Below are 21,081 nucleotides of genomic sequence, written 5' to 3' on the forward strand. Positions count from 1 at the left end.
GCCCTTTGGGTGTCAACCCCTCAGCCGCTGTCCGCGTCGCGGCTGAGCGCCTCGCCGCAGCGGCGGCAGTGGTAGCGCATTCGGCCCTGGCGGATACGGTTGTGGCGGGTGGTGGTGATGCGATGGGTGCTGCAGCCGCAGCGGTATTGCCACCGGCGCTGGGTGCCTGGTATGCCGCTGACGTCCAGGGCGTGGGTGCGCGTGGGGGGCGCGCCCAGTACCGCCATGACCTGCTGCCAGCCCGCCCCATGCCCCCGATCGCGGAACAGCGTCCAGGCGGCCAGGTGCGCCAGCTCGTGGGCGACGGTGTCGCGGGCCTCCCGCCAGCCGTCGGGCCGCCGGATCAGCGGGGCATTGAGCCCGATGCGATGCGGGCGCAGCCACGCCCGCCCCAGGGCGCTGCCCCGGCGGTAGAGCACCACCTCGGGCGCCGGGAGGCCCTGCAGGGCCGGCCACTGCCGGCAGAGCGCGCGCCAGTCCGCCCTGGCCCAGGCCTTCAGCCGCTCCAGGCACTCGGCCTCGGTGGCCGGCGGGGGGCCCGACCGGCACCCTGCCGGCGCGGCCGCCCCGGGGCGGCGCTGCGGGTCGGGCACGCCGGTCACGCGCCGCCGCTCCAGCGATCGGTGACCGCACCCTGCGCCGCCGAGCCGACCATCTGCGCGTACTTGCCCAATACGCCCCGGGTCGCTCTCGGTTCCGGCGGCTGCCAGGCCGCACGCCGGCGGGCGAGCTCCGCCTCGTCCACCTCCAGGGTGAGCCGGTTGGCGTCCGCATCGATGGTGACGGTGTCGCCTTCCCGGACCAGGGCGATGGTGCCACCCGCTGCGGCCTCCGGCGCCACGTGGCCCACCACCAGCCCCCGGGTGCCACCGGAGAAGCGCCCATCGGTGATCAGGCCGACGCTCTCCCCCAGCCCGGCCCCCATCAACGCCGCGGTGGGCGAGAGCATCTCGCGCATGCCGGGCCCGCCCTTCGGCCCCTCGTGGCGGATGACCACCACGTCGCCGGGCTTAATCTGGCCGGCCAGGATCGCCTCCAGGCAGTCCTCCTCACCCTCGAATACCCGCGCCGGTCCGACGATGCGGCGCTGCTTAAGGCCGGACACCTTGGCCACGGCCCCCTCCTCTGCCAGGTTTCCACGCAGGATGGCCAGATGGCCCACCGGGTAGAGGGGGTTGTCCAGGGTCCGGATGATGTCCTGATCCTTCGCGGGGGTCGGGGGCACGTCGGCCAGGGTCTCGGCAAGCGTCTGCCCGGTAATAGTGAGGCAGTCGCCGTGGAGCAGGCCCGCGTCCAGCAGCAGGCGCAGCACTTGCGGCGTGCCGCCCACCTCGTGAAATTCAGTGGTCACGTAGCGGCCCGAGGGCCGCAGATCGCAGAGCACGGGCACCTGCTGCCGGATACGCTCCACGTCGTCCAGCGACAACGGCACATCGGCCGCATCGGCGATGGCCAGCAAGTGCAGCACCGCGTTGGTGGACCCGCCCACGGCCATCACCAGGGCGAAGCCGTTCTCGAAGGCCTCGCGGGTGAGGATGTCGCGGGGCTTGCGATCCGCCCGCACCGCCTCCATCAGCACCCGCGCGGCGGCCGCCACGTCGTCGCCCTTCTCCTCCGCCTCGGCGGCCACGGTGGAGCTGGCGGGCAGGCTCATGCCCATGGCCTCGAAGGCGCTGGACATGGTGTTGGCGGTGTACATCCCGCCACAGGAGCCGGCGCCGGGGCAGGCGTTGCGCTCCACCCCAAGCAGGTCCTCGTCACTCATCCTGCCCGCGGAGGCCTGGCCCACCGCCTCGAACGCCGAGACGATGTCCAGCCGCTCGCCCTTGTAGTAGCCGGGGCGGATGGTGCCGCCGTAGACAAACAGGGCCGGTATGTTCATGCGCGCGATGGCGATCATAGCCCCGGGCATGTTCTTGTCGCAGCCGCCGGTGGCCAGCACGCCGTCCAGGCTCTGGCCCTCGCACACCGTCTCGATGGCGTCGGCGATCACCTCGCGCGAGACCAGCGAGTAGCGCATCCCCGGCGTGCCCATGGCGATGCCGTCCGAGACGGTGGGCACGCCAAATTCCGGTGCCATGGCACCGGCCGCCTGCAACGCCTCCACCGCCCGCCGGGTGAGCGCGGCGATATGCATGTTGCAGGGGGTGATGGTGCTGTGGGCGTTGGCGACGCCGATGATGGGCTTGTCGAAGTCCTCGTCCCGGAAGCCGGTGGCGCGCAGCATGGCCCGGTTGGGGGTGCGGCGCAGGCCTGCGGTCACGACCCGACTGCGGCGGTTCTCACTCATCGACTGCACTCCTGCCGGCAGGGCTGATCAGCCCCGGAAAGGAAAGGCCGGGTCGCCCGCGCGCCGGCACGGGCGGATGTCTGAAAGCGTAGCAGGACGGATGGTGCTCACTCCCCCCGGGGGGTCCGACCGGCAGCGATCAGGGTCTCCCGGGTCCAGCCGGTGCGACGAATCCGGTGGATTACCGCCGCGCACTGCTCCACCGGACGCAGATCGCCGCCGACCCGGCCGGCCATGATCAGCAACCCGGCCAGCGCGAGCAACCCCACGCTAAGGGGCGAGAAGAGCAGCAGGGGCGGGATCATCAGTGACCAATAAAACAGAAACTTACGGTTGACACCTCGACTGAACAACAGGATCAGCGCCATCAGGAACGCGGAGAACAGCAGCCCCGTGCCCGCGAGGGTGAGGCCATCGGTCATGCGCAGCCCGGAGAAGACCAGCTCCCCCTGGCGGATGGCCATGTAGACCGACCAGGCAAAGGCCCCCTGGGAGAGGGCGGAAAACAGGGGCATGAGCCAGTCGCGGAGCAAGCCGGCGATGACCAGGGTCGTCACCCCCAGGGCGATCCCCGCGGCGGTCAGATTACCGAGCGCCAGTACCCCGATCACCAGCCCGGCCAGCGCCGAAACGGCCAGCAGGCAGAGCAGCATCGGCGCCAGCCCGCAGGCCAGCACCCGGCCGGTGTCCTTCTCGCGGGCTGGTTCGTTTTTCTCTTCGTCCATGGCGGCTTCCCCTCGCAAGTGGCATTGCAGTCCAGTTTATCCGACACACCCCGGTGTTGCCGGTGAAGATTCCGTGGCCGCCGGAGCGGGACCGGCGCACAGGGCCGAAACCTTTATCACAGGCATGAACGGCCTGTCATCGGTCTGGGTGCGGCCCCGTCCTTCGTGGCGCGGGCCCCTGGACGCAAAAATCCGCCGGCAGGCTCAAGGCCTACCGGAGGATAACCGTCGTAAAACCAGTGTACTGGCGCGGACTTTAGAAGTTGTACTGCATTCTGGCGAGGAAGATGTTGGGGCTGTCCTCGTCCGTTGCACCACCGGTGAAACCTTCCACCGCGGCGCTGTCCTCCACGTCGACCATGATGTAGTTGGCCATGAAGCGCAGGTTGTCGGTGGCGTAGTAGTTCAGCGCCAGGGTGACATTCTTCTGCTCACCGCCGCGGACGTTCCGGTCGTTCAGGTCCACCGAGCTGTAGCGGGCCGCGATCTCCCAGGCCCCTGCCGGGCTGGCCAGGCTGACGGTGCGGAAGCCGGTGGGCCGGTAGCCGCGGGTCTCGCCGGTCAGCACGTAACCGGCCTGGACGTGCCAGCCGTCGAAGGTCAGATCACGCTGATCGCCATCACCGTTGATATCGGCCTGCAGGTACTCCGCGCTCATGTGGAAGGGGCCACTGAGAAAGCCGAACTCCAGGCCGCCCTTGGTGGTGGACTTGGCATCGAGGCCGCCGGTGTCGATCAGGCGGGTGCCCTCGGTGGGCCGGGACTCCGGGCGATCACGGAAACGCACCACGCCCTCCCGGCCGTCGCTGTCGAAGCGTTCGTGGGAGAGGGAAGCGCCCAGGTGGAGGGTCTGCGCCCCCCGGATGGGGTTGAAGGTGACCCGCCCGGCGGCGCCCAACGGCATGTCCGCATCGGGGTCGTCCTCGATGGCGTGACTGTAGCCCATGACCGCGAAGTGATAGTTGTCACCGGACTGGTCGTAGCCCAGGCCGATGCGGCGCGAGTCCGTGAACACCTGCGAGGAGGCCCGCTCGATGAAGCTGATGCGGTTGGAGCTGGTCAGTTCCTCCATCCCCTGCGGCACCTTGAACTGGCCCAACTGCAGTGTGCCCGGGCCCAGGTCGTAGGTCACCTTCAGGTCGTTGTAGCTGACATCGCCACCGGCGAAGTCGAACTCGATCTGGTAGCCCCAGGCCCCTCCCAGGGTACCGCTGGCGCCGAGCCGGGCGCGCCCCGGTCCGCGGCGGCGGTGCGGCGCTTTGCCCGCGCGCGCTGACAGGTTATGCTGCTGCCAGAAATCGGGGGCGGGCAGATCGCATCCCGGTCAACAGATTACGTCTTGATCCATACGATGTAGGAGGAGACCTGATGGGTACATTAGTTTTCTGGGTGGCGGGCATTTTCTTCACCATCGGCTTCGTGATCATGGGTGAAGGGGGGGACAACCCCAAGCTCAAGGTCTTTGGCGGCGAGCGCTTTTTCATGGTGCTGTTCGCCTTTGTCATCTGGCCGTTGATGCTCGGTGTGCACCTGCGCGAGGCGCTCGCCAAGGCCTGACCCTTCGCGGGATACACCGGCGCACCCGGTGTATCCCCACCCGACCCGCTTGTCCGAAGCGGGCGCCGCTTCCCTGAATAAGCCGCCCTTATCAGCCCCCTGCCGCGCATCAGGAAACACTCTGCTCCACCCCTTCCCGGCCGGGACGGCGTGGCTTACACTTGACGTTCGGTCTGGCAGCGACACGTCAAGGGCGTTCTGCCCGTGGTCCATTCCAGCATTAGCGGTTTTCACTCCGAGCGGCCCATCGGGAACCCGCGACGCTCGGTTTGGTCTTTTCCTTTGGATGGCGATTGCTGCAACGCAGCATCCACCCAGGCAGGGTTTCAGCGGCAGGTTTTCCGGGAGCACGGTCATGAAGGAAGGGCGCGGCATCGACACCATGGCACCTATTCGCGATACGCGCAGCGGGCGGATCACCATCCCCTACCGGCTGAACGCGCGGGCGCGCTACTGGGGTATGGTTCAGCGGACCGGGTGGCTGGCCGCCCTGCTCGCCAGCCTGGCGACGCTGATCTGGGCCGCGCGACTGGAGCTGAACGACGCCACCACCGCCAGCACCCTCGGCCTGGCCGCGGTGGCGGCCCTCGCGCTGTCGCTGTGGATGTTCGCCATGGCGGTGCTGCGCCTGCCCCCCAGCGAGGGTCGGATCACCCTTTCCGAGGACGATTGCCGGGGCATCACCTGGCGGCAGGAACGGCGCGGCAGTTGGACGGTCAAGGCGGGCGGCGTGCGGTTGCGCGGCCTGGAGAGCATCGAGCCCTTCCGGATGGCCCGCGAGGCGGCTCACGAGCGTTCTGAAGCGGTGCTGCAGCAGCTCCGCAACCCGGACGGCGACGATCAGGCGGTGGTCAATCGCCGGGCGGCGTGACGACCGCGGCGATGGCCGGACCGACCGCGCCGGAACAGGACCGGACCCCCGGGCCGGGCCACACCGGCCCGGGGACTGATACGCAGCGGACCCGCGTCAGGTATCGGAGACGCTGATATGGGGGAAGGCACCGCCGGAGTGCGTCTTCTGCAGCGACAGCTTCCCGGCCACCCGGCGGGCGATCTGGCGGTAGCTCTCCGCGACCTTTCCGTCCGGCTCGGAGATGACTGAGGGCCGCCCCGAGTCCGCCTGCTCGCGGATGGAAATGTCCAGCGGCAGCGAGCCCAGCAGGTCCACGCCGTACTGATCGGCCATGCGCTGGCCGCCACCCTCGCCGAAGATGTGCTCCGCGTGCCCGCATTGGCTGCAGATGTGGATGGACATATTCTCCACCACCCCCAGCACCGGCACATTGACCTTCTCGAACATCTTCAGGCCCTTGCGGGCGTCCAGCAGGGCGATGTCCTGGGGAGTGGTGATGATCACCGCCCCACTGACCGGCACCCGCTGGGCCAGGGTCAGTTGCACATCGCCGGTCCCGGGCGGCATATCCACGATCAGGTAATCCAGACCCTCCCAGCGGGTGTCGCGGATCAGCTGATCCAGTGCCTGGGTGACCATGGGGCCGCGCCAGACCATCGGGGTCTCCTCATCGATGAGAAAGCCCGAGGACATGGCCTGAATGCCGTAGTTGACCACCGGGTCGAGCTTCTTGCCGTCGCGGGATTCCGGGCGGGCGGAGATACCCAGCATCCGCGGTTGGCTGGGCCCGTAGATGTCCGCGTCCAGCATGCCCACCCGGGCCCCCTCCGCGGCCAGGGCCAGGGCGAGGTTGACGGCGGTGGTGGATTTGCCCACGCCGCCCTTGCCGGAGGCGACCGCAATGATGTTCTTGACCTCGTCCAGCAGCTTGACGCCGGGCTGCACCGTGTGGGGCTCGACGACGCTTTGCAGGGTCACCTCGGCCGCGGCCACGCCCGGAACGCCCTCCGCTGCCGTTCGCAACTGCTCCGCCAGCTCCTTGCGCACCGTGTCCGCCGGATAACCCAACTGCACGTCGATGCGCACACGGTCGCCGTCCACGGCGATCTCCTTGACGCACTCGGCGCTGACCAGGTCCATCTCCAGGGCCGGGTCCACCACCTCCTGCAGCGCCGCTTCCACCTGCGCACGCAGATCACTCATCGCTCAACCTCCAGCATCGTTCGCTTGGCCGGCCATCCGGCCGGCAACCCGCGAACATCATAACGCAGCAAGCGACTCAGGAGGGATCGGGCTGTGCTGCGGCGCAGCGAATGATATTGCGGGAATAGTCCTCCAGGCGCTGGACCCGGCAGTTATCGGTCACCCGCACATCCGGGTCGCGCCCCCGGGCTTCCAACCGCAGCCGTTCCCAGTATTCGTCGAAGTAGCGGTTGAACATCTCGCCGCCCAGGGTGCCCACGGCGTAGAGGCCGTCGGTCGCCGGGTCGTGCTCAAGCAGGACCGCGGCCAACGGCTGGTCGGCGGGGCCGGAGAGCACCGAGGCACCGGAGCAGGGGTCGTAGACACTGTGCTCGGCGCAGCAGGAGATCACCCCGGCGCCGCTCCCCAGGTCGGTGACTTCCGGGCGGTAGCTGATGTAACTGACGCTCGGCGTCGGGTGCGCCATCCGGTGGGCGCAGATGGCCGAGTAGGCCACCAGGGTGCGATCCGGTCCCACGCCCCCCTGCCAGCGGTAGGGGCGCCCCTCCTTGTCGGTGAGCTGCTGCGGCTCCAACGGCCGATCCAGCCGGAGTAGGAAGCAGGGGGTGGCGATATAGGGGTAATGGAAGACGTAGTTGGTCTTGGGCGCCAGATCCGACGCGGCCAGCGGCACGCCCTCTTCGTCCCGAAGCCGCACCCTTGCGTAGTGGCGCAGGCTCACCGGGCCGCTCACGCCGGCCACGGTACCCGCAGCCAGGCAGCCGGCACCCAGGGCACAGGCCTGCATGAAGGTTCTTCTGCGCATTGCTTACCGCCCTCACCGTCAGCCAGGGTTGACCGTGGCAAGTATAGGCGCCAATGCGCGGCCACGCGCCCACGCCAGGTTAGGGGCTGTGGGCCCGGTCATTGCCCTTCCAGCGGGACCCCATCCTGGTAGCGGGAACTGCCGTCCGCGTAGACCTCGTTCTTCCAGACCGGCGCCCGCTGTTTGAGCGTGTCGATGGCGAACCGGGCCGCGTCGAAGGCGTCGCCACGGTGCGCCGAGCGGACCACCACCAGTACGCTGTCCTCACCCACGGCCAGCTCACCGATTCGGTGCACAATCCGACAGGACTGGATCGGAAAGCGTGACACCGCCTCCTGTTCGATCTCCGCCAACACCCGTTCCGCCAACGGCTTGTAGACGGTGTAGCTGATGGCCTTCACCGACCGGCCCTCGTGGTGGTTTCGCACGGTACCGGAGAAGACCACCAGCGCCCCGCTCTCCGGATTGGCGGTCTCCTCCAGCAGGGTATCCAGGTCGAGTGGTTTGTCGCTGATTCGTTCCATGGCGGCCTCGTTGAAAAGTCGGTCCAGCGAAGGATTATGGCATAGTCCGGGCGCCCGGCGCCCCCGCCTCCGCGGGGGCCGGATCAGGGCCGCTTTCGTCGCCGGCCAGCCGGGCTGCGAACCGCTCCAGCGACAACGGCCGACTGAAGAAGTAGCCCTGGGCGTAATCACACCGCTGGCGCTTGAGATGCTCAAGCTGGTCCTCGCGCTCCACCCCCTCGGCCACCACGTTCAGCCCCAGCGAATGGGCCATGCGGATGGTGGCGTTGATAATGGCAGCGTCGTCCCCGTCCTCGTTCACGTGCCGGACGAACGACTGATCGATCTTCAGGGTGTCGATGGGGAAGCGCTTCAGGTGCGCCAGGCTGGAGTAGCCGGTACCGAAATCGTCCAGGGCAAGCCGAAGCCCCATCGCCTTCAACTCCCGCAGGATCTGCACCGCCACCTCCGGATTGCGCGCCATCAGACTCTCGGTCAGCTCCAGCTCCAACAGCGACGGGGCGACACCGTGGCCCTCCAGGATCTGGCGGACATCCTCCACCAGCTCCGCATGGAGGAACTGGCGGGCCGAAATATTCAGCGCCACCGGCACCACCGGCAGGCCCTGCTGCTGCCAGTGCGCCAGTTGGGTGGCCACCGTCTCCAGTACCCAGCGCCCCATGGGGATGATCAGCCCCACCTCCTCCGCCAGGGGGATGAACTGCATGGGCGAGACCAGGCCGTGGCGGGGGTGCTCCCAGCGCAGCAGCGCCTCGGCGCCGCTCATCGCGCCGGTGTCCAGGTCCACCTGAGGCTGGAGGTGGAGCCGCAGCTCGCCGCGCTCAATGGCCCGCTGCAGGTCCGATTCCAGAGTCAGGCGGTTGATCTGGCGCGGCTCGGACCGCTCGGAGTAGCGGATGATCACCCCGCCACCCTGGCGCTTGGCCTCGTGCATCGCCACACTGGCGCGACGAATGAGGTCTTCCGGGCCATCGCCATCATCGGGGAAAACCGTGTAGCCCACGGACACCGACAGGAAGACGTCCTGTCCGGTCACCGAGATGGACGGTGCCAGCGCCTCCTGCAGCTCGCCGGCCAGCAGTTCCGCGTCCCGCGTATTGCGCAGCTCCGTGAGCACGATGTTGAACTCATCACCGCCCATGCGCGCCACGGTGTCGAAACCCCGAAGGGCGGCGGTCAGCCGATCGGCCACGGTGCGCAGCAGCTGATCCCCGGCCGCGTGCCCCAGGCTCTCATTGATAATCTGGAAGCGGTCCAGGTCGACGTTCAACAGGGCCACGTGGCGCCCGGAACGGCGGGCGTACAGCAGGGCCTGGTGCAGGCGATCCACCAGCAGGTTGCGGTTGGGCAGGCCGGTGAGGGCATCGTAGTGGGTGCGCTGCTCCAGCTCGGCCTGGTAGCGTTTGCGCTCGGTGACGTCGTTGATCACGCTCACCATGTAGTGCACTGCGCCATCATCCTCGCGCACCGGCGCCACGAACAGCTCATTCCAGAAGAGCGTGCCGTCTTTGCGGTAATTGCGGATCACCGCGTGGGCCTCCCGGCGCGAGCGCAGGGCACTGCGGATCTCCTCAAGCCCCGGCTGGTCCTTGTCGTCCCGGACCAGGAAACGGCCGTTACGCCCGACCACCTCGTCCCGGGGGTAACCGGTGATGCGCTCGAAGGCGGGATTGACGTAGACGATCGGGTTGTCCCGCAGGCGCAGATCGGAGATGAGGATGCCGTTGGCGGTGGACTCCAGCGCCCGCTCGCGCAGCCGGATCGCCGACTCGGCCCGCTTGCTCTCGGTGATGTCCTCGCGCACGGCCACGAAGTGGGTGATAGTGCCGTCGGCGGCCCTGAGCGGCGAGATGACCTGGCGCTCCCAGATCAACTGCCCGTCCTTGCGCCGGTTCTGCACCGTGCCCTGCCAGGTGCGACCCGCCCGGACCGTCTCCCAGAGCTCGCGGTAGACCTCTGGCGGCGTGTGGCCGGAGCCCAGCATGCGCGGGTCACGCCCAATCACCTCTTCCGGGGCGTAACCGGTCAGGCGGGTGAACGAGGGGTTGACGTACTCGATGCGGGCCTCGGCGTCGGTGATGAGCACCGAGACCGGGCTGTTCTCGGTGGCCCGCGCGTGCTTGCGCAGCTCTGATCGCATGCGCCGCTGACGTCCCCGCAACCGCTGCGCCCAAACGCCGTGGGAGAGGTTGGCCGCCAGGTTGTCCAGCACCCGCACGGCGGCCGCATCCAGCGCACTCGGGTCCCGGCTGTGGATGACCAGTACCCCGAAGACAGGCCCCTCGCCGCCGCGACCGGCCACCAGCGGCAGGGCGCAGATAGCCGAAAACCCGCACCGCACCGCCTCGATCCGCCAGGGACGGGGCGAGCGCCGTTGCGCCAGCTCGCGCAGCACCGTGGTCTGTCCGCTGCGCAGGGCGGCGCCCGCCGGCCCGTGACTACGGACGTTGAACCCCTGGTCGCCGGTCAGGCAGTCCAGGTAGCCCTGTTCTTCGCCTGCCGCCGCCAACCGTTCCACCGGTCCGCCCGCTCGTCCCGCACCCAGGACGCAGACCAGTTCATAGCCGGCGTCGCGGGCAAGCAGGTGGGTGGCCTCCTGCAGCAGCGTCTGCTCCGAGCGGGCACGGATCACCGCCTGGTTGCAGCGTGCCAACACCCGAAGCAAAGTGTTCTCCCGGGTCAGGGCCAGCGCATGCCGTCGCCAGCGGTGCTGCTCCCGCCCGCGGGCCACCGCCGTTGCCAATGCCGCCGCCAGGGCATCCTCCTCCAGCGCGCCCGCGAGCACGGCCGCTGCCCCCTCGGGCGGATAATCCCGATCCGGGGGCCGGGCGTCCGGCTCTGGCACCCAGACCACCACCGGCACGTGGGGTGCACAGGGCAGAGGCCCCCGGTGCTCGTCACCCTCGGCGGGCCAGGTGTCGCGGGCCAGCACCACGTCCGGCGCAGACCGTTCCACCTCGGCGATCAGTTCCAGCGGGTGGCTGGCCCGGCCCACCACCGTATGCCCCGGGCCTTGCAGGGCCCGGGTGATGCGCTCCTGTATCGCGGGGTCCGGCTCGGCGATGACAACCCGCAGTGACTCCGGCATATCCTCTCCTCCGCCGCCGGCTTTATCTCTCTTATACTCAGATAACAGGCAGGGTGTTAGGCGCCCTCAGGCGCCCTCTCGGCCCTTGGCATACGACAGGACAAGGCGCACAAAAACCCCACAGCCGCAGTGTACAACAAGCCCCATCCGCCGTCTTGATTGAGGGCCGGTCGCCCGGCAGCCAGACTATGCTTCAGCTTTAGGGTACCGGCGTCAGCGTGGCAGAGCCCCCGATGCAAAGCTTCGAGCACAAACTGCAGCAATTCGATCCCGGGGTCATCTGGCTCGACGACGACAACCAGGTGACGGCCATGAACGCGGTAGCCAGCCGCATCCTGGGCGTGCGCCCGGGCGAGGTGCTGGGTCAGGAGGTATTGCAACTGCACCCGGAGAAAAGCCGCGGCAAGATCGCTTGGCTGTTGGAATCGACCCACGCGGCCGATGGCTGTCCGGTCAAATCACCGCCGCCCATGACCATGATGATCAACATCCCCGACCGGGTCCTGTTGATCAAGCTGTCACGGATGTACGGCCCGGAGGGCCGGGCGGCGGGCGCTTGCCTGGTCTTTTACGACCTCACCGAGGTGACCTCCCGCGAGGCGCCCCGGGACCCCGTGGCACCACGTCCCCGGCAATTGCTGAAGCTACCCGTCTACAAGAACCAACGGGTGGTGCTGCTGAACCTGGAGCAGGTGGTGCGCATGCGCGCCGAGGGCCACTACACCGAGGTCTTCCAGGACGGCGAGCACTTCCTCTGCAACCTGTCCCTCGCCGATCTGGAGGGGCGCCTGGACCCGACGCGCTTCATGCGCGTGCACCGCTCCCACATGGTCAACCTGCATTTCGCCGTCGCCCTCGAAAAAGAGGGCGAGCAGTATCAGCTCGTGCTGCAGGACCGCAATGAGACCCGCATCCCGGTTAGCCGCGGCAACGCCCCCCGGGTCCGCGCCCTGTTCGGCCTGGCCTGAGCCGCGCCGCCATTCCCGCAGCGTGACCGCCGTTCATGCACCGCATTCCACCATTGGTGAATTGGCGGTTGTTGCCGCCCGTGGGCTGACCTCTACTTGAAGGGTAAGAGAGGCGGATTGTCGCATCCGACAACCCCTCCCAGGAGGAGAACGGGACCCGGCCCGACCGGGCCCGGACAACAACACCCGCAGAGGTGAACACCATGATACCCGGCAACTTCGAGTACCACGCCGCCCGCGGCGTGGATGAGGCGCTGCAACTGCTCTCCCGGTACGGCGAGGACGGCAAGCTGCTGGCCGGCGGCCACAGCCTGCTGCCGATGATGAAGCTGCGCTTCGCGGAACCGGCCCACCTGATCGACCTCAACCCCATTGAGGAGCTGCGCGGGGTGCGCGAGGACGGCGATCATCTGCTCATCGGCACCATGACGACGGAGTCGGCCCTGCAGCAATCGGACCTGGTCGCCCGCCACTGCCCGGTCCTGCCGGAGGTGGTGGCGCTGATCGCCGACCCCCAGGTGCGAAACCGGGGCACCATCGGCGGCGACGCCCTGCTCGGCGACCCGGGCAACGACCACCCGGCCGTACTGATGGCGTTGGAGGCGGAGTTCGTCATCCGCGGGCCCAAGGGCGAGCGGCGGGAACCGGCCAACGGCTTCTACCTGGGCCCCTACCTGACCCGGCTGGCCGACGACGAGCTGGCCACCGCAATCCGCATCCCCAAGTGCCCGCCCGGCCAGGGCTACGCCTATTGCAAGCTCAAACGCAAGACCGGCGACTACGCCACCGCGGCCGCCTGCTGCCTGCTCAGCCTCGCCGGCGGGACGGTGGAGAAGGCGCGCCTGAGCCTCACCAACGTGGGCCCCACCGCCCTGCGCGCGGAGGACGCCGAGGACCTGCTCCAGGGCCAGACCCTGGACGACGGGCGGATCGAACAGGCCGCCCAGGCGGCCATGAGCATCTGCGAGCCCGCGGAGGACCTGCGCGGCAGTCCCGAATACAAGACCCACATCGCCGGCGAGATGACCCGCCGCGCCCTCCGCCTGGCGCTGCAACGCGCCCGCGGCCAGTAAGGGAGACCGATCATGGCGAAACACGCGATCACCCTGCACATCAACGGCCAGGCCCACGACGTGGCCGTGGACGCCCGGGAGCTGCTGATCCACACCCTGCGCGAGCGGCTGCGCCTGACCGGCGCCCACATCGGCTGCGAGACCTCGCACTGCGGCGCCTGCACCGTGGACATGGACGGCGTCTCGCTGAAGGCCTGCACCCTACTCTCGGTCCAGTGCGACGGTGCCGAGATCACCACCGTGGAGGGCCTCGCCGGCGCCGACGGCCTGCACGCCGTGCAGGAGGGGTTCATGCAGGAGCACGGCCTGCAGTGCGGTTTCTGCACCCCGGGGATGCTGATGCGGGCCTACCGCTTCCTGCAGGAGAACCCCGATCCGACGGAGGAGGAGATCCGCTACGGCATGGCCGGCAACCTCTGCCGCTGCACCGGGTACAACAACATCGTCAAGGCCGTTCAGTACGCCGCCCGCAAGCTGCAGGAACAGGCCGACCCCAAGCAGCCGGCCTGAGCCCGGCCAGGGCCGACCGCAACGAACGGCGCACCGTTTTCAGGATCAGGAGTTGAGATCATGGCGACCCCCGCAGAGGAACTGGACCGCAACGAAAAGCTGGGCGGCATCGGCTGTTCCCGCAAGCGCAAGGAGGACCCGCGCTTCATCCAGGGTAAGGGCCATTACGTGGACGACATTCAACTGCCGGGCATGGTGTTCGGCGACTTCGTCCGCAGCCCCCACGCCCACGCCCGCATCAAGGCCATCCACAAGGACAAGGCCCTGGCCCACCCCGGTGTCCACGCCGTGCTCACCGCCGAGGACCTGGCCCCGCTGAACCTGCATTGGATGCCGACCCTGGCCGGCGACAAACAGATGGTGCTGGCCGACGGCAAGGTCTGCTTCCAGAACCAGGAAGTGGCCATGGTCATCGCCGACGACCGCTACATCGCCGCCGATGCCCTGGAGCTGGTGGAGGTGGAATACGAGCCGCTGGAGCCGCTGGTGGACCCGCACCGGGCCATGGACGATGAGGCCCCGGTGATCCGCGAGGACCTGGCGGGCCAGAGCGAGGGTGCGCACAGCAAGCGCGTGCACCACAACCACATCTTCACCTGGGACGTGGGCGACAAGGCCGCCACCGACAAGCTCTTCGACGAGGCCGAGGTCACCGTCAGCGAGAAGATGCTCTACCAGCGGGTGCACCCCTGCCCACTGGAGACCTGCGGCTGTGTCGCCGATTTCGACAAGGTGAAGGGCGAGCTGACCGTCAACCTCACCTCCCAGGCGCCCCACGTGGTGCGCACCGTCTTTTCCATGCTCTCCGGCATTCCCGAGAGCAAGGTGCACATCAACGCCCCGGACATCGGCGGCGGTTTCGGCAACAAGGTGGGCGTCTACCCCGGCTACGTGGTGGCGACCGTGGCCTCCATCGTGCTCGGCCGGCCGGTGAAGTGGATCGAGGACCGCATCGAGAACCTCTCCACCACCGCCTTCGCCCGCGACTACCACATGACCGGCGAACTGGCCGCCACCCGGGACGGCAAGATCCTGGGCCTGCGCGCCCACGTGCTCGCCGATCACGGCGCCTTCGACGCCTGCGCCGACCCCAGCAAGTGGCCCGCCGGCTTTTTCAACATCTGCACCGGCAGCTATGACATCAAGACCGCTTACGCCCGGGTGGACGGGGTTTACACCAACAAGGCCCCGGGCGGGGTGGCCTACCGCTGCTCCTTCCGGGTCACCGAGGCCTGTTACCTGATCGAGCGCATGATCGACGTGCTGGCCCAGAAGCTCGACATGGACAAGGCGGAGATCCGGTTCAAAAACTTCATCCAGCCCGAGCAGTTCCCCTACCCCTCGGCGCTCGGCTGGGAGTACGACAGCGGTGACTACCCGCGCGCCCTGCAGCAGGTGCTGGACGCCTGCGACTATCCGGCCCTGCGGCGTGAGCAGAAGGAGCGGCGCGAGCGCGGCGAGATCATGGGCATCGGCCTGTGCACCTTTACCGAGATCGTCGGCGCCGGCCCGGGCCGCAAGTGCGATATCCTCGGCGTGGGCATGTTCGACAGCGCCGAGATCCGGGTCCACCCCACCGGCAGCGTGATCGCCCGCATGGGCACCAAGACCCAGGGTCAGGGCCACGAGACCACCTACGCCCAGATTATCGCCACCGAGCTGGGCCTGAACTCCGAGGACATCCAGATCGAGGAGGGCAACACCGACACCGCCCCCTACGGCCTGGGCACCTACGGTTCGCGCAGCACGCCGGTGGGCGGCGCCGCTACCGCCCGCGCCGCGCGCAAGATCCGCGACAAGGCGAGAAAGATCGCCGCCCACCTGATGGAGGTCAGCGACGAGGACCTGGAGTGGACCGGCGAGGGCTTCCGCGTCAAGGGCGTGCCCGACCAGACCAAAGGCATACAGGAGATCGCCTGGGCCGCCTACAACAACACCCCGGAGGGGATGGAGCCGGGGCTGGAGGCGGTGGAGTACTACGATCCGCCCAACATGACCTATCCCTTCGGCGCCTACCTCTGCGTGGTGGACATCGACCGCTACACCGGCGAGACCCGGGTCCGGCGCTTCTACGCCCTGGACGACTGTGGCACCCGCATCAACCCGATGGTGATCGAGGGCCAGGTCCACGGCGGACTCACCGAGGCCTACGGCGTCGCCCTGGGCCAGGAACTGCCCTACGACGGCGCCGGCAACATCCAGGGGGCCTCGCTGATGGATTACTTCCTGCCCACCATGGTGGAGAGCCCGCACTGGGAGACCGACCATACCGTCACCCCCTCGCCCCACCACCCCATCGGGGCCAAGGGCGTGGGCGAGTCCTCCCACGTGGGGGGCATCCCCTGCATCTCCAACGCCGTCAATGACGCTCTGTCCCCGTTCGGCGTCACCCACGTGGACATGCCCCACAACGCCTACCGCGTCTGGCAGACACTGCACGCGTTGAAGCTGGACCGCCACCCGGAGGCCGACACCGTCGCACCCTTCCAGCCGAAGGCCCGCCGGCCCAAGGCCGCGGCGACGGAACGGCCGGCGGAGGCGCCCGCCGGGAAAGCGGCCGGCGCCAAGGGCATGGAGGTTCGGCTGGAGCGGGACTACGGCCTGGATGTCCCCGCCGACCCGGCCTGGACGCTGATGCAGGACATCCGCGAGGTGGCCGCCTGCATGCCCGGTGCCTCCATCGTCGAGCAGACCGGCGAGCGCACCTATCTGGGCGAGATGCGCCTCAAGGTGGGCCCGATCACCTCGGCCTTCAAGGGCGATATCGAGGTGCTGGACCTGGACCCGACACGCCAGACCCTGCGCCTGCGCGGTGAGGGCGGCGACACCAAGGGCAGCTCCAGTGCCCGCATGACGCTGCAGGCGCGCATCGTCCCGGAGACGGAGGCACAGTGCCGGCTGGAGGGGGTCTGCACCATCGAGCTGACCGGAAAGCTGGCCAGTTTCGGTGGGCGGATGCTGGAGAACATCTCCGACCGGTTGCTCTCCCAGTTCGTCGCCAACTTCGAGAACCGGGTGGCCGCCGGCGGCGAGGGCAGCAAGGCGGAGGCCGCCCGCGAGCGGGTGGCCAGCGGGCCCAAGGAGCTGAGCGCCCTGGCCCTGCTCTGGCAGATGATCAAGAGCTGGTTCGGGGGCCGGCGCTGACCATGCTCTCCGCGCAGCGCTACCGGGACGCCCTGGCCGGTGCCGGCTACATCGCCGACTCCGGCCTCGCCGCCACCCTCAGCCTGGCCGACCGCCTGGGCCGGCCGCTGCTGCTCGAGGGCGAGGCCGGGGTGGGCAAGACCGAGGTGGCCAAGGCCCTGGCCCAGGTGCACCGCTGCCGGCTCATCCGCCTGCAGTGCTACGAGGGCCTGGATGCCCAATCGGCCGTCTACGAGTGGGACTACCAGCGCCAGCTCCTGGCCATCCGGCTGCTGGAGGCGGAGGGCCGCGCCGGCGAGGAGGCGGAACAGGCCATCTTCTCCGAGCGCTACCTGTTGCGCCGCCCGCTGCTGGAGGCCATCAGCCAACCCGAGCCACCGGTATTGCTGGTGGACGAGATCGACCGCGCCGACGAGGAGTTCGAGGCCTATCTGCTGGAGGTGCTCGCCGAGTTCCAGGTCACGGTGCCGGAACTGGGCACCCTGAGCGCCAATACCCGGCCCCGGGTGGTGCTCACCTCCAACGCCACCCGCGAGCTCTCCGACGCCTTGCGCCGGCGCTGCCTTTATCACTATCTCGACTTCCCGGACGCGGCCCGCGAGATCGCCATCGTCCATGCCCGGGTGCCGGACCTGCCCGAGGCGCTGGCCCGGCAGGCGGTGGCCTTCGTCCACCGGCTGCGCCGTGAGGGCCTGCGCAAATCCCCCGGGGTGGCCGAGACCCTGGACTGGGCCGCCGCCCTGGCCGGCCTGGGGGTGGAGCAGTTGGACCGGGAGCCGGAGGCGGTGCTGGAAACCCTGGCCTGCCTGATCAAGACCCGGCAGGACCGGGACGCCCTGACCCCGGAGCGGCTTCAGGCGCTGGCCGCCGGAGGCGCCGGATGACCCTGCCCGCCGCCGAGCAGCTCCTCGCCTTCACCCGCGCCCTGCGCGCCCGCGGTTGGCCCATCGGCCTGCAGGAACAGCAGGATGTGCTGCGGGTTGCCGAGCAGACCGGGCTGGAGGACCCGCGGCGACTGGCGCGGGCCCTGCGCCCGCTGTGCTGCGGAACCCGGGAGCAGTGGCACGGCTTCGAGGCCCTGTTCGAGCAGTGGTGGCGGCCCCGGCGCGGGGTGCGGAGCCGCGCCCTGGGCCCGGGTGGCGGGCTGCACCCTGCGCCGGGCCGGGCCGGCGTAGAGGAGGCCGCCCCGCAGCCGGACCGCCCCGCCGCGGGTGACGCCGGGGATGCCGATCCCGCCGGCGCCCGTGCCGGGGCCAGCCCGCAGGCGGGGCTGGGCCGCACCGACTTCCGGCACCTTTGCGACCCGGAGGAGTCCCGCGCCCTGGACGCCCTGATGGACCGCATGGCGCGGCGCTGGCAGCGCCGCGTCCGGCGCCGCTGGCGGGCCCTGCAGAAGGGCCGGCGGCTGGCGCCGCGGGCCACCCTGCGCCGCAGCCTGGCGCGGGGCGGAGTGCCCTTTGATCCGGTCTGGCGGCGACCGCGTCGGCAACCCCCGCGGCTGATCCTGCTGGTGGACGCCAGCCGCTCCATGAACCTGTACAGCTACCGGTTCCTGCGCTTCGCCGGCAGTGCCCTGCAGGCCTTCCCGCGCAGCGAGGCCTTTATCTTTCACACCGAACTGGTCCGCATCACCGACGCCCTGCAGGAGGCCCGTCCGGAGCGGCTGCGGGAGAAGCTGGCCCTGCTCTCCACCGGCTGGTCCGGCGGCACCCGCATCGGCGCCTGCCTGGCGCGCTTCAACCGCCAGTACGGTGAGGGGGTACGCCGGCGCAGCGTGGTGCTGATCTTCAGCGACGGTCTGGACACCGGCGACCCGGAGACCCTCACCCGGGCCCTGGCCGAACTGCGCGGCCGCGCCGGACGCCTGCTCTGGCTCAACCCACTGATGGGGCGCAGTGGCTATGCCCCGGAGGCGCGGGGGATGCGCAGCGCCCTGCCCTACCTGGACCGGCTGGCACCGGCCCACACCCTGGACAGCCTGCTGGCCCTGGAACAGGAACTGATCCGCCTCTAGCGCGGGGGAGCCCGTCCGATGGAACACAACAGCGCCGTACTCCGGAAACTGCAGCAACTGACCGCGGCCGGCACCCCCTGCGCGCTGGTCACTGTGGTGCGCGCCGTCTCGCCCACCTCGGCCAAGCCGGGGGAGAAGGCGGTGGTCACCGCGGAGGGCGCCATCCACGGCTGGATCGGTGGCGGTTGCGCCCAACCGGCGGTGTTGGGCACCGTCCGCGAGGCCCTGGCGGACGGTGCCGCGCGGTTAATCCGGATCTCACCCGGGAAGGGCGATCAACCGCAAGTGGCGGGCATCACCGATTTCAATATGGCCTGCCACAGTGGCGGCACCCTGGATATCTTCATCGACCCCCTGCTGCCCAGCCCCGTGGTCAATCTCTACGGCAGTGCCCCGGTGGCGCGTCACCTGGCCGCCCTGGCCGCCCGCATGGACCTGCGGGTGCAGGTACTGGCCCCCGGGACCACGCTCGCCGACTTCCCCGAGGCCGCCGCCCACCACAACGCCTTCCCCACCCCGGAGGACTGGCCCGCGCCACAATGGGCGGTGGTGGCCACCCAGGGCCGCGGCGACCGCCCCGCGCTGGAGGCCGCCCTGCAGACAGCGGCCGACCCGGTGGCCTTTATCGCCAGCCCCCGTAAGCGGGACAAGCTCCGGGACGAATTGCGCGGGCGCGGCGTCTGTCCCAGCCGGCTGCAATGCATCCGGACCCCGGCCGGCGTCCCCATCGGGGCCCGTACCCCGGCCGAGATCGCCCTGTCGGTGGTGGCACAACTGGTGCAGTGGCGGCGCGGCGCGGACAGCACCCCGGCCGCGAAGGCCGGGGCCGAGGACAGCGGGGTGGCAACGGAGCCGGAAGCGGCCCCGGCCGCCCGTCCGGAGACCCCAAGCTGCTGTGGAGGTGGTGTATGAGCCCGTACATGGCCGCGGTCTTGCTGGCCGCCGGCGAGTCCCGCCGGATGGGCCCGGTCAACAAGCTCCTGCTGGAGGTGGACGGTGAGCCGCTGGTGCGGCGGACCGCCCGGGTCCTGCTGGAGGGGGGCGTGGGGGACCTGCTGGTGGTGCTGGGCCATGAGGCGCCGCGGCTGCAGCCCCTGCTCAGCGACCTGCCCCTGCGGACCGGACTCAACCCCCGCTACCCCGAGGGGCAGATGAGCTCCGTCCATTGCGGTCTGAGCGCCTTGGGCGGCCGGCCGGAGGGCATCCTGATCGCGCTGGCCGACCAGCCCACCCTGCAGCCCCGGGATGTGGCCCGGCTTATTCGCTGTTACCGGGAACGGGGGCACCACACCATCGTCGTGCCCACCCACCGGGGCCAGCGGGGCAACCCCATTGCCCTGGACCCCGGGCAGCGGGAGGCGATCCTGCGGGGCGGGCGCAACCTGGGCTGTCGCCGGCTCATCGAACGCTGCCCCGAGCGGGTGAAGGCGGTGGAGATGGCCAGCCCCAACTACGTGATCGACCTGGACACCCCGGAGGACCGGGACTTCTTGCAGGAGGCGGTGTCATGAGTGGGCGCGAGGTGCTCGATGTACTGGTGGAGCTGCGCGACCAGGGGGCGCCCCATGCGCTCGCCACGGTGGTGGAGGTGGAGGGCTCGGTCTCAGCGGAGACGGGTGCCAAGGCCGTCTTCGACGGGGAGGGCCGCCTGCTCGCCGGTTGGGTGGGTGGCGGTTGCGCCGACGCGGCCACCGCCCAGGCAGCGCGTCGAAGTCTGGAGGGCGGGCGGGGCGAGCTGATCCTGGTGGATATGGATGACGAGATCCTGGGCACCGGCGTGCCCTGCGGCGGACGCATGCGGGTTTGGGTGGAACCGGTGCTGCCCCGCCCCACGCTCTGGCTGCTGGGCGCGGGCCGGCTCACCGAGACCCTTTCCCGGATGGCCGCTGCCACCGGTCTGCGCGTCGTGGTCAATGACCCGCGGGCCAGCCGCGAACGCTTCCCGGAGGCGAGCGCCATCCACGCGGACGACCTGGACTACGCCGCCCTATGCCCCGACCCCGGTGACTTCGTGGTGGTGGCCACCCAGCACAAGGGCGATCACCACGCCATTGCCCGCGCCCTGGCCTGCGGCGCCGGCTATATCGCCCTGGTGGCCAGCCGCAAGCGCGCCGCCCTGGTCCTGCAGGGACTGCGCGAGGACGACCACGATCAGCAGCGGTTGAGCGCGGTGGTGGCGCCGGCCGGGCTGGATCTGGGCGGGCGGGAGCCGGAGGAGATCGCGCTCGCCATCCTGGCCGAGATCGTCATGCTGCGGCGCAACGGCAGCGGCCGACGCCTGCGCGACATCAAACCCCTGCCGACGCCGACCCCCGAGGTGTAAGCCC

Annotated in this window: 19 protein-coding genes; 11 read left to right on the forward strand and 8 right to left on the reverse strand. The window is 69.6% G+C overall.

All coding sequences use genetic code 11. The annotated features are described in order from the left end of the window. Positions 1 to 20: 20 nt before the first annotated feature. From MLG_RS07925 to MLG_RS07940, 4 genes are all read right to left on the reverse strand, one after another. Positions 21 to 602, reverse strand: coding sequence for a SprT family zinc-dependent metalloprotease (locus MLG_RS07925; protein ID WP_011629293.1), 582 nt, complete (start codon positions 600 to 602; stop codon positions 21 to 23). Next, positions 599 to 2,290, reverse strand: a complete 1,692-nt coding sequence (ilvD, locus tag MLG_RS07930) for a dihydroxy-acid dehydratase (RefSeq protein ID WP_011629294.1) — start codon at positions 2,288 to 2,290, stop codon at positions 599 to 601. Before ilvD ends, MLG_RS07925 begins: the two co-directional genes overlap by 4 nt. 107 nt (positions 2,291 to 2,397) lie before the next feature. Beyond that, positions 2,398 to 3,015 (reverse strand): hypothetical protein, encoded by a 618-nt coding sequence (locus MLG_RS07935; RefSeq protein ID WP_011629295.1) that lies wholly within the window; start codon positions 3,013 to 3,015, stop codon positions 2,398 to 2,400. Positions 3,016 to 3,271: 256 nt separating this feature from the next. After that, positions 3,272 to 4,327 carry an OprO/OprP family phosphate-selective porin gene (locus MLG_RS07940; protein WP_198003278.1) on the reverse strand — a complete coding sequence of 352 codons (1,056 nt, stop codon included), beginning with the start codon at positions 4,325 to 4,327 and terminating at the stop codon, positions 3,272 to 3,274. Positions 4,328 to 4,383: 56 nt separating this feature from the next. Here MLG_RS07940 and MLG_RS07945 point away from each other — a divergent pair, with 56 nt between their 5' ends. Then, positions 4,384 to 4,572: a hypothetical protein gene (locus tag MLG_RS07945; protein ID WP_041717974.1), complete on the forward strand. Its 189-nt coding sequence runs from the start codon at positions 4,384 to 4,386 to the stop codon at positions 4,570 to 4,572. Positions 4,573 to 4,927: 355 nt separating this feature from the next. Beyond that, positions 4,928 to 5,443 carry a hypothetical protein gene (locus MLG_RS07950; protein ID WP_011629297.1) on the forward strand — a complete coding sequence of 172 codons (516 nt, stop codon included), beginning with the start codon at positions 4,928 to 4,930 and terminating at the stop codon, positions 5,441 to 5,443. A 96-nt stretch (positions 5,444 to 5,539) separates the two neighbouring features. Here the strand turns inward: MLG_RS07950 and apbC are convergent, their stop codons facing one another. The 4 genes from apbC to MLG_RS14830 form a co-directional block, all read right to left on the reverse strand. Beyond that, complete coding sequence (gene apbC / locus MLG_RS07955) at positions 5,540 to 6,628, reverse strand: iron-sulfur cluster carrier protein ApbC (RefSeq protein WP_011629298.1); 1,089 nt, start codon at positions 6,626 to 6,628, stop codon at positions 5,540 to 5,542. A gap of 76 nt (positions 6,629 to 6,704) precedes the next feature. Continuing rightward, on the reverse strand, positions 6,705 to 7,433 hold the full coding sequence (locus tag MLG_RS07960; protein WP_011629299.1) for a twin-arginine translocation signal domain-containing protein: 729 nt from the start codon (positions 7,431 to 7,433) through the stop codon (positions 6,705 to 6,707). Between the two features lie 98 nt (positions 7,434 to 7,531). Beyond that, complete coding sequence (locus MLG_RS07965; protein ID WP_011629300.1) at positions 7,532 to 7,957, reverse strand: molybdenum cofactor biosynthesis protein MoaE; 426 nt, start codon at positions 7,955 to 7,957, stop codon at positions 7,532 to 7,534. Between the two features lie 34 nt (positions 7,958 to 7,991). After that, positions 7,992 to 11,045: an EAL domain-containing protein gene (locus MLG_RS14830; protein ID WP_011629301.1), complete on the reverse strand. Its 3,054-nt coding sequence runs from the start codon at positions 11,043 to 11,045 to the stop codon at positions 7,992 to 7,994. Positions 11,046 to 11,278: 233 nt separating this feature from the next. Between MLG_RS14830 and MLG_RS07975 the strand changes: the two genes are divergently transcribed. From MLG_RS07975 to MLG_RS08015, 9 genes are all read left to right on the forward strand, one after another. After that, positions 11,279 to 12,013, forward strand: a complete 735-nt coding sequence (locus MLG_RS07975) for a LytTR family DNA-binding domain-containing protein (RefSeq protein ID WP_156774655.1) — start codon at positions 11,279 to 11,281, stop codon at positions 12,011 to 12,013. 203 nt (positions 12,014 to 12,216) lie between these two features. Further along, on the forward strand, positions 12,217 to 13,086 hold the full coding sequence (locus tag MLG_RS07980; RefSeq protein ID WP_011629303.1) for an FAD binding domain-containing protein: 870 nt from the start codon (positions 12,217 to 12,219) through the stop codon (positions 13,084 to 13,086). 12 nt (positions 13,087 to 13,098) lie between these two features. Further along, positions 13,099 to 13,596: a (2Fe-2S)-binding protein gene (locus MLG_RS07985; RefSeq protein ID WP_011629304.1), complete on the forward strand. Its 498-nt coding sequence runs from the start codon at positions 13,099 to 13,101 to the stop codon at positions 13,594 to 13,596. Positions 13,597 to 13,656: 60 nt separating this feature from the next. Further along, positions 13,657 to 16,740 (forward strand): aerobic carbon-monoxide dehydrogenase large subunit, encoded by a 3,084-nt coding sequence (locus MLG_RS07990; protein WP_011629305.1) that lies wholly within the window; start codon positions 13,657 to 13,659, stop codon positions 16,738 to 16,740. A 2-nt stretch (positions 16,741 to 16,742) separates the two neighbouring features. Next, positions 16,743 to 17,624 carry an AAA family ATPase gene (locus MLG_RS07995; RefSeq protein WP_011629306.1) on the forward strand — a complete coding sequence of 294 codons (882 nt, stop codon included), beginning with the start codon at positions 16,743 to 16,745 and terminating at the stop codon, positions 17,622 to 17,624. After that, positions 17,621 to 18,754 (forward strand): vWA domain-containing protein, encoded by a 1,134-nt coding sequence (locus MLG_RS08000; RefSeq protein ID WP_011629307.1) that lies wholly within the window; start codon positions 17,621 to 17,623, stop codon positions 18,752 to 18,754. Before MLG_RS07995 ends, MLG_RS08000 begins: the two co-directional genes overlap by 4 nt. Before the next feature lie 18 nt (positions 18,755 to 18,772). After that, positions 18,773 to 19,666, forward strand: coding sequence for an XdhC family protein (locus MLG_RS08005; RefSeq protein WP_011629308.1), 894 nt, complete (start codon positions 18,773 to 18,775; stop codon positions 19,664 to 19,666). Beyond that, positions 19,663 to 20,265, forward strand: a complete 603-nt coding sequence (locus MLG_RS08010) for a nucleotidyltransferase family protein (protein WP_011629309.1) — start codon at positions 19,663 to 19,665, stop codon at positions 20,263 to 20,265. Before MLG_RS08005 ends, MLG_RS08010 begins: the two co-directional genes overlap by 4 nt. Continuing rightward, positions 20,262 to 21,077 carry an XdhC family protein gene (locus tag MLG_RS08015; protein WP_011629310.1) on the forward strand — a complete coding sequence of 272 codons (816 nt, stop codon included), beginning with the start codon at positions 20,262 to 20,264 and terminating at the stop codon, positions 21,075 to 21,077. The genes MLG_RS08010 and MLG_RS08015 overlap by 4 nt, the downstream gene beginning before the upstream one ends. Positions 21,078 to 21,081 lie beyond the last annotated feature (4 nt).

It is taken from the genome of Alkalilimnicola ehrlichii MLHE-1 (assembly GCF_000014785.1).
GTDB lineage: Bacteria > Pseudomonadota > Gammaproteobacteria > Nitrococcales > Halorhodospiraceae > Alkalilimnicola > Alkalilimnicola ehrlichii.